Origin of the sequence: Orrella sp. 11846 (assembly GCF_048820935.1) — a bacterium.
Taxonomy (GTDB): domain Bacteria; phylum Pseudomonadota; class Gammaproteobacteria; order Burkholderiales; family Burkholderiaceae_B; genus Algicoccus.
On the sequence record NZ_JBMERD010000009.1, the window covers coordinates 121,318 to 138,828 of the forward strand.

Annotated in this window: 18 protein-coding genes; 12 read left to right on the forward strand and 6 right to left on the reverse strand. The window is 49.3% G+C overall.

The features are described from left to right. Window positions 1-89: 89 nt before the first annotated feature. From ACOI06_RS09395 to dacB, 5 genes are all read right to left on the reverse strand, one after another. Complete coding sequence (locus tag ACOI06_RS09395; RefSeq protein WP_420662303.1) at window positions 90-455, reverse strand: hypothetical protein; 366 nt, start codon at window positions 453-455, stop codon at window positions 90-92. Then, complete coding sequence (locus ACOI06_RS09400; RefSeq protein WP_420662304.1) at window positions 455-886, reverse strand: phage holin family protein; 432 nt, start codon at window positions 884-886, stop codon at window positions 455-457. The genes ACOI06_RS09395 and ACOI06_RS09400 overlap by 1 nt, the downstream gene beginning before the upstream one ends. Window positions 887-925: 39 nt before the next feature. Then, entirely contained in the window at window positions 926-1,243 is a 318-nt protein-coding gene (locus tag ACOI06_RS09405; protein ID WP_420662305.1) for a DUF883 family protein, read from the reverse strand. 95 nt (window positions 1,244-1,338) lie between these two features. Further along, the gene (gene upp / locus ACOI06_RS09410; protein ID WP_420662306.1) at window positions 1,339-1,989 is read right to left on the reverse strand and encodes a uracil phosphoribosyltransferase; all 651 of its coding nucleotides are present in this window, start codon (window positions 1,987-1,989) and stop codon (window positions 1,339-1,341) included. Window positions 1,990-2,032: 43 nt separating this feature from the next. Continuing rightward, window positions 2,033-3,472: a D-alanyl-D-alanine carboxypeptidase/D-alanyl-D-alanine endopeptidase gene (dacB, locus tag ACOI06_RS09415; protein ID WP_420662307.1), complete on the reverse strand. Its 1,440-nt coding sequence runs from the start codon at window positions 3,470-3,472 to the stop codon at window positions 2,033-2,035. A 204-nt stretch (window positions 3,473-3,676) separates the two neighbouring features. On the opposite strand from dacB, the gene queA reads away from it, so the two are divergent. The 11 genes from queA to ACOI06_RS09470 all read left to right on the forward strand — a co-directional run bounded on the left by queA (window position 3,677) and on the right by ACOI06_RS09470 (window position 15,577). Beyond that, complete coding sequence (gene queA / locus ACOI06_RS09420) at window positions 3,677-4,741, forward strand: tRNA preQ1(34) S-adenosylmethionine ribosyltransferase-isomerase QueA (protein ID WP_420662308.1); 1,065 nt, start codon at window positions 3,677-3,679, stop codon at window positions 4,739-4,741. A 145-nt stretch (window positions 4,742-4,886) separates the two neighbouring features. Next, window positions 4,887-6,017, forward strand: coding sequence for a tRNA guanosine(34) transglycosylase Tgt (gene tgt, locus ACOI06_RS09425; protein WP_420662309.1), 1,131 nt, complete (start codon window positions 4,887-4,889; stop codon window positions 6,015-6,017). 146 nt (window positions 6,018-6,163) lie between these two features. Then, window positions 6,164-6,499, forward strand: a complete 336-nt coding sequence (gene yajC, locus ACOI06_RS09430) for a preprotein translocase subunit YajC (RefSeq protein ID WP_420662310.1) — start codon at window positions 6,164-6,166, stop codon at window positions 6,497-6,499. A gap of 65 nt (window positions 6,500-6,564) precedes the next feature. Then, window positions 6,565-8,445 (forward strand): protein translocase subunit SecD, encoded by a 1,881-nt coding sequence (secD, locus tag ACOI06_RS09435; protein WP_420662311.1) that lies wholly within the window; start codon window positions 6,565-6,567, stop codon window positions 8,443-8,445. A gap of 4 nt (window positions 8,446-8,449) precedes the next feature. Next, window positions 8,450-9,391, forward strand: a complete 942-nt coding sequence (secF, locus tag ACOI06_RS09440) for a protein translocase subunit SecF (protein ID WP_420662312.1) — start codon at window positions 8,450-8,452, stop codon at window positions 9,389-9,391. A 201-nt stretch (window positions 9,392-9,592) separates the two neighbouring features. Further along, window positions 9,593-10,993: a tRNA (N6-isopentenyl adenosine(37)-C2)-methylthiotransferase MiaB gene (gene miaB, locus ACOI06_RS09445; RefSeq protein ID WP_420662313.1), complete on the forward strand. Its 1,401-nt coding sequence runs from the start codon at window positions 9,593-9,595 to the stop codon at window positions 10,991-10,993. Between the two features lie 2 nt (window positions 10,994-10,995). After that, complete coding sequence (locus ACOI06_RS09450; RefSeq protein ID WP_420662324.1) at window positions 10,996-11,946, forward strand: PhoH family protein; 951 nt, start codon at window positions 10,996-10,998, stop codon at window positions 11,944-11,946. Between the two features lie 13 nt (window positions 11,947-11,959). Then, window positions 11,960-12,448, forward strand: a complete 489-nt coding sequence (ybeY, locus tag ACOI06_RS09455) for an rRNA maturation RNase YbeY (protein WP_420662325.1) — start codon at window positions 11,960-11,962, stop codon at window positions 12,446-12,448. A 65-nt stretch (window positions 12,449-12,513) separates the two neighbouring features. After that, window positions 12,514-13,434, forward strand: a complete 921-nt coding sequence (locus ACOI06_RS09460; RefSeq protein ID WP_420662314.1) for an HlyC/CorC family transporter — start codon at window positions 12,514-12,516, stop codon at window positions 13,432-13,434. A 6-nt stretch (window positions 13,435-13,440) separates the two neighbouring features. Next, complete coding sequence (gene lnt, locus ACOI06_RS09465) at window positions 13,441-15,069, forward strand: apolipoprotein N-acyltransferase (RefSeq protein ID WP_420662315.1); 1,629 nt, start codon at window positions 13,441-13,443, stop codon at window positions 15,067-15,069. Further along, entirely contained in the window at window positions 15,059-15,577 is a 519-nt protein-coding gene (locus tag ACOI06_RS09470) for an adenine phosphoribosyltransferase (RefSeq protein ID WP_420662316.1), read from the forward strand. The genes lnt and ACOI06_RS09470 overlap by 11 nt, the downstream gene beginning before the upstream one ends. 72 nt (window positions 15,578-15,649) lie before the next feature. Here ACOI06_RS09470 and ACOI06_RS09475 read toward each other — a convergent pair whose 3' ends face one another. Next, window positions 15,650-16,423, reverse strand: a complete 774-nt coding sequence (locus ACOI06_RS09475; RefSeq protein ID WP_420662317.1) for a class II aldolase/adducin family protein — start codon at window positions 16,421-16,423, stop codon at window positions 15,650-15,652. A gap of 194 nt (window positions 16,424-16,617) precedes the next feature. On the opposite strand from ACOI06_RS09475, the gene ACOI06_RS09480 reads away from it, so the two are divergent. Further along, window positions 16,618-17,511, forward strand: an 894-nt coding sequence (locus ACOI06_RS09480; RefSeq protein WP_420662318.1) for a GNAT family N-acetyltransferase, incomplete at its 3' end; no start/stop codon positions are given.

Genomic DNA, 17,511 nt, shown 5'->3' on the forward strand with positions numbered 1-17,511 from the left:
AGAGCCCAAACGTAAAATGCACAGTCAGTCTTGAAAGACGAGCTGTGCATTTTGTTTTTGTTCGAATGGTGGATAAAACCAACAATCGCTCAGAAAAGAGGTGGTGGCGGGGGCGGTGTTTCTTCGCGAAGGCGCTTACGTTTACTGATGGCCCAAATGATCAAACCGACAGTGCCACCAAGCAGCAATCGTCTTGGGTTTCTGAGCTGACTGAGCAATAACGTGCTACCTGTGGACGCTAAGTAAGGATAGCGTATAGCCGCACGACCAATTTGTGCCAAGAGTCCACTGCCTGATGTCGGCATCATACTCATGATTTGCTCACGCGGATCGAGCTTGGATTTCAGGTTTTGTGCCTGAATTGCAATGGTTTGTCGTTCGATAGCCGCTTGCGAGCGCAACAACTCAATACGAATTTTTCGTTCAACGGAAGGAGATTCACGATGCCTATTCATCACGATTCTCCGTCAGAACTTTGTGCGCGATACCGAGCAGCCCCCATACGATCGGATTCAAATGAACCAGAGAGCATCTGCGCATCACGCTTTAATTCATCGACCGTGGCTGCAAAAGGCAAGTCTTCACGACGTCCAAGCCGAGATTTCAACGCAAGTAAACACGCAATACCACCAACTAGATACAATAGTAAGAGACCGACAACCACCCAGTCACGATAAGGCGTGTTCCACGTCAGCGTCAGGATCAGAACACTTACCATTAAAACGGCAAGCCACAGTAAAGCAACCCCTGCCAGCAAAAGAGCAACCAGAATGGCCAGTTGACCACGCGCTTGTTGCCATTCAAGACCAAAGAGTTCTACACGAGTGCGAGCAGCACCCACCAGTTCACTGATTAATTCTCTGAGAACATCCCGTATGCTTGCCAAATTCAGGCTCCTGTCTTGTTGCTGACGTGTTGTTTCTAATTAACGGCGACCAATCAGCAAACCGATCAAGAGACCAGCGACAGCTGAAATCGTCACAGCCTGCCAAGGGTTGGTGTGCACATAGTCATCTGTTGCATGCGCAGCTTGACGGCCTTTATCGACCACCACGTCTTGCATGTCGCGAATCGCAGAGCGTGTGCGATCCAAGCGTTCCATTGCTTGATCACGCAACTGCACAGCGCGATCTCCGGTTTCTGATGCAGCTTGACGCAGCAGGTCTTCGGCGTCGTCAATCGCAGTTTTAACTGAATCAATCAGACGGTCTGATAGATGCTTTTGACTTGATTTGTTTGCCATGTTTTATTACTCCTGAATGATGGACCGGACTGCATGAACTACAAGCCGATCACGTTTATTTTCTTTATAAATACCTTGGATTAATTAAGCTTAACTCAAACTTCGTGCTTCTGTCCCTTTTGTTTCGTTCCAAACAAACGATCACCTGCATCACCGAGACCCGGCAAAATGTAACCATCCTCGTTGAGTCCTTCATCAATACTGGCCGTATACAACATCACATCCGGATGTGCTTGTCGTACGGCGTCAATACCACGAGGTGCAGCGACTAACACCAATGCTCGAATTTCTTTACATCCTGCGCGTTTTAATAGATCAATCGTTGCGTTCATCGAACCACCTGTGGCTAGCATCGGATCCACAATAATTGCCAGACGCTGATCCAATTCTCCCACCAGACTTTCGTAGTAGGTGTGCGCCTGTAATGTATCTTCATTACGCGCAATGCCTACCGTGCTCACCCGCGCGCCTGGCACCAAGTTTAGCACCCCATCTAGCATGCCAATGCCTGCTCGTAAAATCGGCACCACGGTGATTTTTTTACCCGCAACCCGTTCGACTTGCACTGCACCGTTCCAACCTTGGACTTCAACACTGTCAAGTGGCAGGTTCTGACATGCCTCGTACATTAAGAGACCAGTAATCTCGCTAGCAAGTTCCCGAAAACTTTTTGTACTCAGATCATGACATCGCATCAGACCCAGTTTATGGCGCACCAGAGGGTGCTTGATTTCGTGCACAGACATTTTGTAGCGAACTCCCAGAGAGGAAAAGTTAAATGGGGCTGATTTATTGTTTCTCGACAAGCCATTGCACGACCGCATTCTCAAACTCGCGGGCTTTAAAGGCTTGTGGATCATTCACAAGACTCACAAATATATACCGTTTACCAGAACGAGACAGTACATAACCCGCAATCGCGCGTGCGTCTCTAAGTGCCCCGGTTTTCATATTGGCATAGCCGCGCGCAGGTGTTTTTCTAAGGCGATTCGTCAAAGTACCATCCACTCCCATGATTGCCATCGAAGCCAGATACTCCGGCATGGCGGGCGATGCCCAAGCTTTTTGCAGCATAGCGGTCATCAAGTCAGCACTGACACTGGCTCGTCGCGATAAGCCAGAACCGTTTTCAATCACAGCTTTAGAAAAATCCAAACCCTGCCGACGCAACACGCTCTGTACTCGATCCACGCTTCCTTGCACAGTCGCAGGTCTCAAACCAGAGCGCGCACCAATCGTCAGCAAAAGCGACCGTGTCATGACGTTATTACTGCGCTTGTTGATGAGACGAATCACTTCGGCTAAAGGAGGCGATTGATAGGCAACAACGGGCAACGCATCTGAGGGAATTCGACCATCACGCACCTGCCCTGTCATCTTGCCACCGATTTCAGTCCACATATGGCGCAATACCTTGGCAGCCATTGTGGGCTGATCAAAAGCCAATCGGTACAGATCGAACTCACCACATGAACCCGCCGCTTTACCTGTAGCCCGAAAGCGCACTTCATTGCCCGCTGTGACGGTTTCCAATTCGACCTTTGTCGCGGCCGGATTACATGCCCCAGGTATCCATTGGAGCTCACTTTCAACATCCATACCAGGCAGCGGTGGATCAAAAAAAGCTTGCCACTGTTTTTTGACTTCATTAGGCGTAAAAACGACTCTAACGGCTCCAAAACCCACCATAAAAACATCTGGGCTAGCGTTATAAGGGCGATCAGGTTTGCCATCAAACTCACCCGGATCAATGGACACATCGGCAAACAATCCTCGATCAATCACCAAATCGCCGATCTGTTGAATACCACGCAAGCGCAAATCACGCATCAGACGCCAAAGGTCCTCCAGCAAAAGCATGGGATCCCCACTGGGACGCAGATACAAATTGCCACTGAGCACACCGTTCTGACTAATGGTCGAATCAGCATCTTTGAGAAATGCCGTGCGCCAGACAAACTCTGGCCCCAAATCGGACAAAGCTGCCCAGGTTGTCACAAGCTTCATCACAGACGCCGGATTGCGCATTGTGGCTGGCTCATGCGCTGCGATACGCTTGCCACCAACTTCTTCAATTACAAAAGAAGCGCTCGAGAGGGGAAGTTGTGTTTTTTGCCAAGCACTGGCGACCTCAGTTGGCAGCCCTTGAGCCTGCGCCAGCGGCATCAAGGCCATTGTTGCGCAGGAAACCAACCATTTAGAGGCGATTTTCAGATACGGAGTTCTCATCAGAGTAATATCCAGTCTATGTTATTCATCCTGCACGCAGGGACTTCGAAATAATGCTTTTAAAGCAAGCCGTTTATGCATAAGCCACACAAGCAACTAGTTAAACAAACCATTCAGTAGGCATCGTCTGACGCCTATTGTGTAACAAAGTAACTACTTTTTGGCGCAAAACGCCCACCCTAATCGCTTTCACTCATATCTGACATGACTCCCAACATTTTCGGCACGCTTACTCTGGACGACTTTGATTATGAACTGCCTCAAAGACTAATCGCACAATTCCCGGCCAGTGAGCGCACAGCCAGCCGTTTATTGCATATGGATGCGCAAGGCCAGCTAATCGATCGACAGTTCCCCGATCTGCTTCAGTTATTACAACCAGGCGATTTGCTCGTCTTTAACAACACACAAGTCATTAAAGCGCGCCTGTATGGTCATAAAGCCAGTGGAGGTCGCGTTGAAGCACTCGTCGAACGCCTTCTCGATACACACACCGTTCTGGCTCACATGCGTGCTAGCAAAGCACCCAAGCCCGACACTTCGGTGACATTCTCACAGGATTCGGACACTTATCAGGCTCAGGTGACCGCACGCCAAGATGATTTATTTGTTCTACGGTTTGAAGACCCTGTCCTTGAAGTTTTACAGGCCATTGGTCACGTTCCACTGCCACCCTACATCACAAAAGAAGACGATGAGGTGGATGCAACTCGCTATCAGACGGTTTACGCACGCCACCCAGGCGCAGTCGCAGCGCCCACAGCGGGTTTACATTTTGATGAGCATTTCTTTATCCAGCTAGAGGCCATGGGCGTTAAAACCGCTTATGTCACGTTACATGTCGGCGCAGGCACCTTTGCACCAGTCCGTGACAATGACCTTGCCAAACACAAAATGCACCATGAACATTACACATTGGATCAAGCCTGCATCGATGCTATCCGTGAAACGCGTGCACGCGGTGGTCGTGTCATTGCCGTCGGCACCACGAGCGTTCGAGCGCTAGAGTCCAATGCGGCTCAGTTTGGTTCGAACTTACAAGCTGCACAAGATGACACACAGCTCTTTATTACACCTGGATTTCAGTGGCAAGTGGTGGATGCTATGGTGACTAACTTTCATCTACCTCGTTCAACACTATTGATGCTAGTGGCAGCCTTTTGTGGTTTAGAGAACATGAAACAAGCCTACCTGCATGCGGTTGCGCAAGGATATCGATTCTTTAGTTATGGCGATGCCATGTTTCTAGAGGCACGGATTACCACTTGAAACCCAGACTCTAAAACACGTCGAGGATGCGCGGTGTACACTGAACACCATCGCAATCTGAAGTCTGAAGGTGCGCGCGCCATCGAACCACCTGAAAGATTCATCGGAAATACATCCCCACTATCAGCTGGAGTACAAACAGCCCATGCAGTTTGAAGTTATTGCCACGCAAGGTCAGGCGCGACGCGCCAAACTAACCCTGCAACATGGCGTCGTTGAAACCCCCGTTTTTATGCCTGTTGGGACGTACGGCAGTGTCAAAGCCATGCTGCCTCACGAACTACACGATCTGGGTGCTCAGATCGTGCTGGGCAACACATTTCATCTGTGGTTACGACCCGGCCCTGGCATTATTCATCAGCATCAGGGCTTACACGGCTTTATGGGCTGGGATCGTCCTATCCTCACCGATTCGGGTGGTTTCCAAGTTTTCAGTTTGCAAGGGATGCGTAAGATTACCGAAGAAGGTGTCGTATTTGCCTCTCCGATTGATGGCTCAAGGCAATTTCTCACCCCTGAAATCTCCATGCAGATTCAAACCGCCCTTAACAGTGACGTGGTGATGGTGTTTGATGAATGTACGCCCTATCGCATAGGCGATGGCATTGCCACACATGAACAAGCTGCGCAATCCATGCGCATGTCAGCCCGCTGGGCCAAACGCTCTCACCAGTCGTTTCATGAGCAAGGCAATCCCAATGCATTATTTGGTATTGTCCAAGGCGGGATGTTTGAAGACTTACGTGATGAGTCATTGGCGGCACTAACAGACATCGGGTTTCACGGCTACGCCATCGGCGGTCTGTCTGTCGGTGAGCCCAAAGAAGACATGATGCGCATTCTGGCGCACACCACACCCAAAATGCCGACCAATGCACCACGCTATTTGATGGGTGTCGGTACACCAGAAGATCTGGTCAATGGTGTCACTCACGGCGTGGATATGTTTGATTGCGTCATGCCGACTCGCAATGCCCGCAATGGTTGGCTGTTTACACGACACGGTGACATTAAGATTCGCAATGCCCGTTATCGTGATGATACGCGTCCACTGGACAGTGAATGTACGTGTCACACCTGTCAAAACTTTTCTCGTTCCTATCTGCATCACCTGCAAAAAAGCAATGAAATTACGGGGGCACGATTAAACACCCTGCACAATCTGCATTTCTATCTAAATCTCATGAAAGAAATCCGTTTAGCGATTGAACAAGGTGAATTCGATACCTGGAAAAAAGCATTTTTCGAGCAACGCGCGTCTGACTCGGTACAATAGCCGCCCTGAGAGATGTGAAAAAAAGCAGCACATTGCATTCATATCGGGCAACCAGTTGCTACCCTGTTACACCGCGTTTCTTTTGTTTTGAAATTTATTTTGTTTTAATGTTCGCGAACTTCAACGCGATACCAAGGAGGCTTTGAATGTCATTACACGAATCAGCCAGCGTTATTCTGGCTCAGGCAGACGCCGCAGGAATTGGAGGCTTTTTGCCTATCATCCTGATGTTCGTCATCTTGTATTTCTTGATGATCCGTCCTCAGATGAAACGTCAGAAAGCCCACAAAGCACTGGTTGCTGCGTTGGCTAAAGGCGATGAAGTCATGACCGCTGGCGGTATGCTGGGTAAAGTCAGCCGTGTGACAGATGCCTACATTGCCGTTGAAGTCTCACATCTGGGTGACAAGCCAGTTGAAATCCTGATGCAACGCAGTGCTGTCCAAACAGTCCTTCCTAAAGGCACGATCAAAGACATCTGATTGTGCTTTCCCCAAGACACTAGGCGCCGAAATGGCGCCGGTGTCCGATAGAAGATGTTGATCCTATGAATCGCTATCCACTTTGGAAATACCTGACCGTGTTGGTCGCCCTGGTTCTGGGCATTCTCTACACGTTGCCGAACTTTTATGGTGAAGCGCCTGCCGTCCAAGTTTCAAGCGCTAAAACCACCATTAAGCTCGAGCCAGAGATGCTCGATCGTGTTCAAAGTTTGTTGAGTCAAGCTGGCATTACAACAACTGGCTCTAGCTTTGAACGCAATGGTCCAGTCGGAACGGCTCGCTTCCGTTTTGCAGACACCGACACTCAGATTAAAGCGCGCGACGTGATTGAACGCGCCCTAAACCCAAACGCCGAACAACCTGATTACACCGTCGCTCTGAACCTTTTACCTGCATCACCTGAATGGCTTACCGCATTGGGTGCAAGTCCCATGTATCTGGGTCTGGACTTGCGAGGTGGTGTGCATTTCTTGTTAGAAGTCGACATGCAAGGTGCATTGACCGGTCGCTACGACACGATGACGACTGATCTTCGGGCCACACTGCGTGATCAGCGCATTCCAGTGAGCACCATTGAGCGCGACGGCATGTCTGTACAAGCCGTATTCTCCGATGATGCCGCTCGTTCGCGTGCACTGTCACTACTGCGTTCACGCTACCCTGACATCAACTTTACGGAAACCACTGCAACAGGTGCCCATGAAGGTCGGCCACAACTCACGGGTCGTTTGAGTGAATCTGCGATCATTGCTGTTCAGAGTAATGCGCTTAAACAAAACATCACCACTCTGCACAACCGAATCAACGAGTTAGGTGTTGCTGAGCCTGTTATTCAGCAGCAAGGTGCCGACCGCATTATTGTTCAATTGCCTGGTGTACAGGACGTTGCTCGCGCCAAAGAGATTTTGGGTCGAACGGCCACTCTGGAAATTCGTTTAGTCGATGACTCACCTGCCGCGACAGCTGCGCTGTCTGCAGGGACCGTGCCATTCGGACTTGAGCGCTACGAAGACACCGATGGTCGTCCTTTATTGCTCAGACGCCAAGTCATTCTGACCGGTGAAAATCTTCAAGACGCGCAAGCGGGTCGTGACCAACAATCTCAATCTGCCGCTGTGCACTTGACGCTCGATAGCAAAGGGGCACGGATTTTCCGAGATGTCACACGCGACAACATCGGTCGTCGCATGGCGATCTTGCTGTTTGAACGCGGTCAGGGTGAAGTCGTCACAGCACCCGTGATTCGTAGTGAAATTCCGGGTGGTCAAGTCCAGATTTCAGGTAGCATGAACGCTCAGGAAGCAGCCGATATCGCCCTGCTCTTGCGCGCAGGTTCTCTGGCTGCCCCGATGACGATTGTTGAAGAGCGCACGATTGGACCCAGCCTTGGCGCAGAAAACATTGAGAAAGGGTTTGATGCCACGCTTTGGGGGTTTGTCGCAGTTGTGGTCTTTATGATCCTCTACTACCACCTGTTTGGACTATTCTCAGCAGTCGGACTGACTTTCAACCTGCTGCTGCTCTTGGGCTTGCTGTCATTGTTGCAAGCTACACTGACCCTGCCAGGAATTGCCGCCATTGCTTTGACGCTGGGGATGGCGATTGACGCCAACGTGCTAATCAACGAGCGGATTCGCGAAGAGTTACGACGAGGGGAATCACCACAATCTGCCATCCAAATTGGCTTTGAACGCGCCTGGGGCACGATTCTGGACTCCAACCTCACCACCCTGATCGTTGGGGTTGCTTTGCTGATTTTCGGAACAGGTCCAATCCGTGGCTTTGCCGTCGTTCATTGTCTAGGCATCCTGACCTCCATGTTCTCGTCCGTGGTCGGTGTGCGTGCACTGGTCAATCTGACACACGGTTCACGCAAGGGACTCAAGACCTTGTCGATCGGCACGGTCTGGAAACCAAAGGACTGACATCATGGAATTATTTCGTATTACACGCACCATCCCGTTTATGCGCCACAAGTTGGTGCTAAACATCATTAGTCTGATTTTTTTCGCGCTGTCAGTTTTTTTTATCGTGACTCGCGGTTTTAACCTATCGGTTGAGTTTACCGGCGGAACCGTGATCGAACTGAGCTACGCGCAATCAGCCCCATTGACCGAGGTTCGAGAAACACTCCAAGGCCTTGGGTATTCGGACTTTCAGGTTCAGAACTTTGGGACCTCGCGTGATGTTCTCATTCGTCTACCGATCATTGAAGGTCAAACCACTGCTGCACAAAGCCAAATCGTCTTAGAGGCACTCCAGCAAGCCACGGCTGACGTAGCTTTGAGGCGAGTCGAGTTTGTAGGCCCGCAGATCGGTCGAGAACTTGTAGAAAACGGCCTACTCGCCCTGCTGTTTGTGATCATCGGAATTGTGGTGTATTTGGCGATGCGGTTCGAATGGAAATTTGCCGTCGCCGGGGTGTTTGCCAACTTGCATGACGTGGTAATCATCCTAGGTTTTTTTGCTTTTTTCCAATGGGAGTTTTCATTATCGGTGCTGGCCGGGGTGCTTGCGGTTCTGGGTTACTCCGTAAACGAATCGGTGGTGATCATGGATCGAATTCGTGAAAACTTCCGTAAAGAGCGTGACACCTCCGTGCAAGACATCATCGATGGCGCCATCACCCAAACCATGTCAAGAACCATCATCACACACGGCTCAACCCAGATGGTTGTGTTGTCTATGCTGATTTTTGGCGGTCCAACTCTGCATAACTTTTCGCTTGCTTTGACGATCGGTATTTGGTTCGGTATTTATTCCTCCGTTTTTGTGGCCTCGTCGATTGCCATGTGGCTAGGTGTCGCACGCGAGGACATCGTCAAGCCTATTAAAAAACGCGATACGGTCGAAGAAATCTACAGCGAATAAGCCCCTTGCTTTATCCGATCCCGACGCAATGTGTTGCACAACACACGGGATCGGATAAAATTCGAACTCCACGCAGCATCCTGTTTTGGATGCTTTTGTTTTTATGTCATCACGCTGTTGATTCACAATCAACCAATTATTGCGAATCAACTTGATGACCCTTTTGTCCTCGGGATCTAAACCCGCATCGACACCATGACCATGAAAACCACAACCACCAACGAGTCGTTAACCAGCCCAACTAACCCTCAAACCAAACCCACCAAAGTGTTTATACGCACTTTCGGTTGTCAGATGAATGAGTATGATTCTGAAAAGATGTTTGATGTCTTGGGCAAAGACACCCCTGTTGAACTGACACAATCTGCGGACGACGCCGATGTGATTTTGTTTAACACCTGTTCCATTCGAGAAAAAGCCCAAGAAAAAGTCTTTTCAGACTTGGGTCGAGCCCGCGAAATTAAACGCGATCGTCCCAATGTCATCATCGGTGTCGGTGGCTGTGTCGCCAGTCAAGAAGGTGAAGCGATTATCAAACGCGCACCATACGTCGATGTCGTCTTTGGACCGCAGACTCTGCATCGCTTACCAGACCTAATCGGTCGAAAACATGAAACTGGTCGACCTCAAGTTGACATTAGCTTTCCGGAAATTGAAAAGTTTGACGCCCTGCCTCCTGCCCGTGTTCAAGGGCCAACGGCTTACGTGTCCATCATGGAAGGCTGCAGTAAATATTGCAGCTTCTGCGTGGTTCCGTACACACGAGGCGAAGAAGTCTCTCGTCCCTTTGAGGATGTGCTGGTTGAAGTAGCTGATCTTGCCGACCAAGGGGTCAAAGAAATCACTTTGCTTGGACAAAACGTCAACGCTTACCTAGGCCCTATGGGTGATAGTGGCGAAGTGGCTGATTTTGCAACCTTGCTTGAATACGTTCATGAAATCCCGGGGGTTGAACGAATTCGTTACACCACGTCACACCCTAAAGAAATGACCACGCGACTCATCGAGGCGCACGGCAAATTGCCTAAACTTGTGCCATTTTTACACTTGCCTGTGCAATCGGGTAGTGACCGTATTTTGGCAGCAATGAAGCGTGGTTACACCTCACTGGAATACAAATCAATCGTGCGTCGTTTACGTGAAGCTCGCCCAGATCTGGCTTTGTCTTCTGACTTCATTGTCGGTTTTCCGGGGGAAGACGAATCCGATTTCAACAAAACCATGAAACTCATCGAAGACATTGGTTTTGATATGTCGTTTTCTTTTGTGTACTCCCGTCGCCCAGGAACACCAGCAGCTGATCTAGCGGATGACACCCCACAAATGCTCAAACTCAAGCGTTTGCAGCATCTGCAATCTGTTATCAGCGGTTTTGCAGCCGACATTTCGCGCAGCATGATCGGAACCCACCAGAAAGTGTTAATCGAAGGCACCTCCCGACGCGACGATGAAGAACTCACGGGTCGTACAGAAAACAATCGAATTGTGAACTTTGCCGGCTCTAAACGTCTGATCGGACATATGATTGATGTCGAAATTACACAAGCTTTTACCAACAGCTTGCGAGGTGAAATCGTCACACAGGAGACTACACAGATTTGAATATGAATAAAGTCGCACGCTTTACACTCGACGGTGACAACGAACAATTGGGCCGTGTCTGCGGACCGCTTGATGAACATTTACGCCAGATCGAACAAGGACTCAACGTAATCGTGCGCCGACGCGATCATCAATTTGAGATTCAAGGCACGCATGCAAACGAGGTCGCCGCACTGCTTCAACAACTGCATACGCAAGCAGCCCGCAAAGACATCAGCGTTGAAATGGTGCAGTTGGGCTTGGCAGAAATTCGCACAGGACATCTCGCCAAAGACTATCTTCATTTGCCTGTCCTAAAGACTCGTCGGACCGATTTACGACCTCGCTCAGACCGTCAAGCGCGATACATTCAGAACATCCTCAAGCATGACATAACATTTGGAACTGGACCTGCAGGCACCGGAAAAACCTGGCTCGCCGTTGCATGTGCCATCGATGCCCTAGAGCGCGACAACATCCAGCGTCTAATTCTGACTCGTCCGGCCGTCGAAGCTGGCGAACGCCTGGGATTTTTACCAGGTGACTTAACGCAAAAGGTCGATCCTTATTTACGCCCACTTTATGACGCACTGTGGGATCTAATGGGATTTGATAAGGTGCAGCGTTTATTTGAGAAGCAAGTCATTGAAATTGCACCTCTGGCCTATATGCGAGGGCGCACGCTCAACAACGCCTTTGTGATTTTGGATGAAGCACAAAACACGACGCCCGCGCAAATGAAAATGTTTCTAACGCGCATTGGTTTTGGGAGCAAAGCAGTCATTACCGGAGACCCAACGCAGATTGACTTACCACGGGGTCAACCCAGTGGTTTGATTCAAGCAGTTGGCATTCTCAAAGACGTCAAAGGCATTGCACAAACTCAATTCACCAGCGCTGATGTGGTTCGCCACCCGCTTGTTGCCAGAATCGTTGACGCCTATGAAAAAGTCGAATCTGAATCACATCACTAAACGTCAATTCGCCATGCCCATCACGTTATCGCTCAGCATTCAGTACGCCGTTTCAGCCGATCATTTACCGCGCTGGCGCCTACGACACTGGGCTGAGCAAGCATTGCGTGCTGCTTCGAAAGACATGTCTGACCCACCTCAAAAGCTGATTTTGACTTTGCGTCTGGTGGATGAGGAAGAAGGTCGCACGCTTAACCGACTGTACCGAGAACGGGATTACGCAACCAATGTCTTGACGTTTCAGTATGACCCCATGCCAGATGATGACTCTGCTTGGATGGCAGATATTGTTCTGTGCATACCTGTTCTGGTGCGTGAAGCCCATGAACAACAAAAAACCATCCTTGATCATGCTGCCCATTTATGCGTACATGGTGTCTTACACGCCTTGGGTTACGATCACATGGATGATGAAGAGGCCTTGGAAATGGAAACGCTCGAAACAACGATTTTGCAGCATATGAAAATTCAAGACCCTTACCAAGATCGTATTTCATCATAAAACCCAGTAGAACGCGTCAAATAACCAACAATGCAACTGTTTAAAAATGTGTGTTTCGGTTATTCTTGAATAATCTTATTTTAGGTGCCAATTCTCACCCCACAATGTCTGACCCCTACCCTACGACGCCTGGTCAAGAATCAGGTCATAAACAAAAATCCAAATTTTCTCTCGTGGGCCGTTTGCGCAAGGCCATGCAACGCGATCCTGAGTCACTAGACGATCTCCAGGATATTCTGCGCGGTGCGCTCGAACACAAACTCATCGACAACAACGTCTACACGATTTTGATCAGTACACTTGAAGTCAGTGATATGACAGCTGTCGACATCATGATCCCTAGAGCGCATATGAATATGCTCGATGTCAATGAACCTTTTGCGGCACAGTTGCCACAAATTGTGAACGTCGGTCATTCCAGATTCCCAGTGTTTGAAGAATCCCGAGAAAATGTCATCGGCTTGTTCATGACCAAAGATGCTTTACAAATCATGAGTAATCCACAACTCGGCCTTCGGGATCTCATCAGACCTGCTGTTTTTATTCCAGAAACTAAGCGCGTCGATGTACTTTTGCAAGAGTTTCGAATCAATCGCAACCACATCGCCATTGTGATTGATGAGCACGGTGGCATCACGGGTTTAGTTACCATGGAAGATGTGCTCGAGCAAATCGTCGGCAGCATTGAAGATGAGTTTGATGCCAGCGAACGCACCATCTTTCCAGATGGATTGAACACTTGGCGCGTGATGGCTGCAACAGTACTTGAAGACATTGAACAACTTCTAGATTGCCAGTTCCCAGAAGGTGATTACGACACTTTAGGCGGCTGGCTTGCTCATGAGCTCAACCACATTCCGCAACGCGGTGATCGGCATTTTCTGGACAACCTACAGTTCGATGTTTTGAGAGCTGATTCCAGACGAGCTTTATGGGTTCGAATCAAGCGGCTGACAGGCGTACAACCTCCCATTGAATCCGTCTAAGTTCGTATGTCTAAACGTCCATTAGTATTCGCATTTGCGTTAGGCGCTGTTCACTCCCTCTCGTTTGCGCCCGATCCATTGCCGGCGGCCTTTTTGCCCTGGCTGCAAGTCATCTGTCTGGTGATTTTCTTTTTTCTGATCGCCAATGCGCCACGGGCAGCGCGTGCTGCTTCAATCGGTTTTTTCTTTGGCATGGGCACGTTTGTCACGGGCTTGTACTGGTTAACCGTGAGCATGCATCAATACGGTGGGATGCCATTATGGATGGCCATCATCGCCTTGATTGGCTTTGCAGCTTATCTGTCACTTTATCCAACGCTGAGTGCCTGGCTTTTCAGACGCATGAGTGCTGGCCAAACTCAGGATCTCACCCCAAAAGGCATCATCGGATTGGGCGCATTTTGGGCAGCCATCTGGACGTTGTGTGAATGGTTACGAGGCACGTTGCTGACTGGCTTTGCTTGGCTCAATACGGCATCAGGACAAGTTGAGGGTTGGCTCGCGGGCTGGTCGGCATGGATCGGCCCTTATGGCATCACATTCATTGTGGCTTGGGTCAGCGCTATTGTCGCATGCAGTTTGCATAACAACCGTCTGCGACAAGCGCATGGGTTTCGTGGTGTACAGACACTGCCACTGTTTTTGGCCGGTCTACTTTGTGCGGCTGGTGCATTTTTAGCACAGTGGTCCTGGACACATGATCAAGGTCCAGCAGTCGTCATCCGTCTGGTGCAGGGCGACATTGATCAAGCAGAAAAATTCACACCCCAGGGTTTTTTAAAAGCGATTGAACTCTACCAATCCCTTTCAGGACACGAGCAAGACCAACAACAACATAAACCTGACATTGTGCTGTTACCTGAGACGGTGATGACGCAAGTGCCCAATCGGATTCACGCCGATATCTGGTCAAGCTGGATACAAACTGCGACCGATCACAACACCAGCATCCTCATGGGTAGCCCTTTACAGCAATCTGATGCAGGCGGTTATACCAACAGCGTCATCCTGATTGATAGATCCGATCAAGCCGACAGTCTCCAACAAAGTCAGGTTCGGGCGCATTACGACAAACAGCATCTCGTTCCTTTTGGTGAATATGTGCCTTGGGGCTTTCAGTGGTTTATCGATTTGATGCATATTCCACTTGGGCACTTTGAGACGGGGTCTTCTGAACAACGACCTTTGCAAGTTGCCAACCAATCGATTGCACCCAATATTTGCTATGAAGACGTGTTTGCGGAAGACCTTTTGCCATCAGTGCGCCAAGGGGCCACAATTTTGGCAAACTTCAGCAATTTAGGTTGGTTTGGCAACACCAATGCGCTCACGCAACACTGGCAAATGGCTCGATTACGAGCCATGGAGACACAACGCCCCATGGTTCGCAGCACTAACACGGGTATGACCGGTGCCATTGACCACTGGGGCAATACCATTGCTGTGCTGCCCACCATGGCTGCAGGTTACGTCGATGTCAGAATTCAAGGGCAAACAGGGCTTACGCCTTACGTTCGGTATGGCAATACACCCGTTCTCATAGTGTGTCTTTTAATTGTCATCATCGGGGTTCCCTTCAGTCGAAGATTACAACGCCCCACTCTCAAACAGGAAGCACAGACGCATGCCGATTAAATCCCGCATCCGAACGATCGAGAATTACCCCAAAGAGGGCATTCTGTTTCGTGACATCACGACCCTGTTTAAAGACCCGCAAGGATTGCAGCTCACAGTCAATACCATTGCTGATCGCTATAAAGACCAAAAAATTGACAAGATAGTCGGTATTGAAGCACGTGGATTCATGATTGGAACCCCAGTGGCTTATGCATTAGGGGCAGGCTTTGTGCCGCTCAGAAAACCCGGCAAACTACCCGCAGAAACCATCTCACAATCCTATGCACTGGAATATGGAACCGATACCATCGAAGCACACCAGGATGCCATAGCACCCAACGAACGCGTGCTACTGATCGATGATTTACTGGCGACAGGTGGCACAGCCGAAGCAGCCTGTCTACTCTTAAAAGAACTGGGCGCACAGATTGTGGAATGCGCAGTGATCGTCGAACTCACTGAATTGGGTGGTGCACAACGTCTTCAAGCGCACGGCGTTGAGACATTTGCTGTTGTGAAGTATTAATTTGCTGAAACAAAAAGAGGATGAATCGGCAAGTTGACTCGCCGTTTCACCCTCATAAAGACTATCGTTCAATTATTCTCGATAGCTGGGATCACGACGATCTAAGTAACGCAACATGGCAGGCCACTCCATAATGCCGAACGGACGTCGAGTGGTGGGCTTATAAAGGTGATTGGCTTTAGCAATCACCTCTGGATCTGGCATATTGATTTCTGTGTTAGTTGCTAACACATCCATCTGCACACGACACGCCATCTCGAGCCAGTAAATTGCATTAAATGCTTGATCCACATCTGGGCTGGCAACCAGTAAACCGTGGTTACGCAAAATCATCGCTTCGCGCATTCCCAAATCGGCAACCAAGCGTTTTTGCTCATCGAGATCTAGTGCAGGCCCTTCGTAATCGTGATAAGCCACTTCAGCAAAACGCATTGCCGTCTGTGTCAACGGTAACAAGCCACACTTGAGTGCTGACACACCCATCCCAGCTCGAGAGTGTGTGTGAATCACACAGCCGACATCATGCCGTGCTTTATGCACTGCACTGTGAATGACATAACCCGCCTGATTGATATCAAATGCATCACCATGTGGGTTGTAAATAACATTGCCTTCAACATCGATCGTAATCAGGCTAGACGCGGTAATTTCTTCATACATATAGCCATATGGGTTGATCAAAAACCGATCTTCCGTATCAGGCACCCGTAAGGTGATGTGGTTGTAAACCAGGTCACTCATGCCAAACATCGGCATCAAGCGATAACACGCAGCCAGATTCACCCGCGCCTGCCATTCGACCTCAGAGACCTTCGATTTGACATCATCCTTCACGATTACATTCATTCTGCTTCCCCCTAGAAATGCAGTTCTTTCTATTGAATGGCAATTATACGAAGTGGCAAGCTTGTAAACACATTCTGACAAACACTCACACACGCACCACCATTGACGGGACTTAAGCACACGGTGTCTAAATTTGCTCTATCCTTAATAGCTAATTCTCACATCGATTTGTTTTTATTCGCTGTTCAAATTTCATGCCCCAAACCACCCTCTCGATACAAACTACCAATCATATTCGTGACATTCGTCCTGCTCACTGGGACACTTTGAATAAAATCGCAGGCGGCAGTTTTTTGACTAGTCATGCCATGCTCAATGGATTTGAAATGTCAAACTCCGTGAGTCCCAGTACGGGTTGGCAAGCTCAACATTTACAAATCAAGCTGGGTGAAGAACTCATCGCTGTCATGCCACTTTATGCCAAAAGTCACTCGTATGGCGAGTTCATTTTTGACTGGACCTGGGCACAGGCCTACGAACAACACGGGATCGACTATTACCCAAAATGGCTTTGTGGTGTACCACTCACACCGGTTCAAGGACCGCGCTTACTGTGCCTTCCAGAACACAAAACCATCGTTGCAGGCGCTCTCAAACAACTGGTTCAAAAAAGTGGTCTATCCTCGATGCATGTGCTGTTTACAGAAGACGATGATCAACAAGCACTCCAAGATGCGGGCTTTGTCCGTCGCACTCATTTACAATTTCATTGGCGCAACCAAGGTTGGGCCTCGTTTGAGGCGTTTACCCAAAGCTTGAGTCGCAGCAAACGTAAAAACATCCGTCAAGAACGCCAAAAGGTTGCAGCGGCCAACATCCAGACTGGAATCAAAACAGGCACACAAATTACTGCGGCTGATTGGGCGTTCTTTTATCAGTGCTACGCCAATACCTATAGCGTACGTGGTCGCACTCCTTACCTCTCAAAAGCCTTTTTTGATTGGGTGGGTGATGCCTTACCCCAGCATTGTGTCATGAGCATCGCCTATCGAGATCAACAGCCCATTGCCAGCGCACTGTGTTGGTATGAAACTCGCCATGAAGAAAAACGTTTGTATGGTCGCTATTGGGGCAGTTTGCAGGAGATT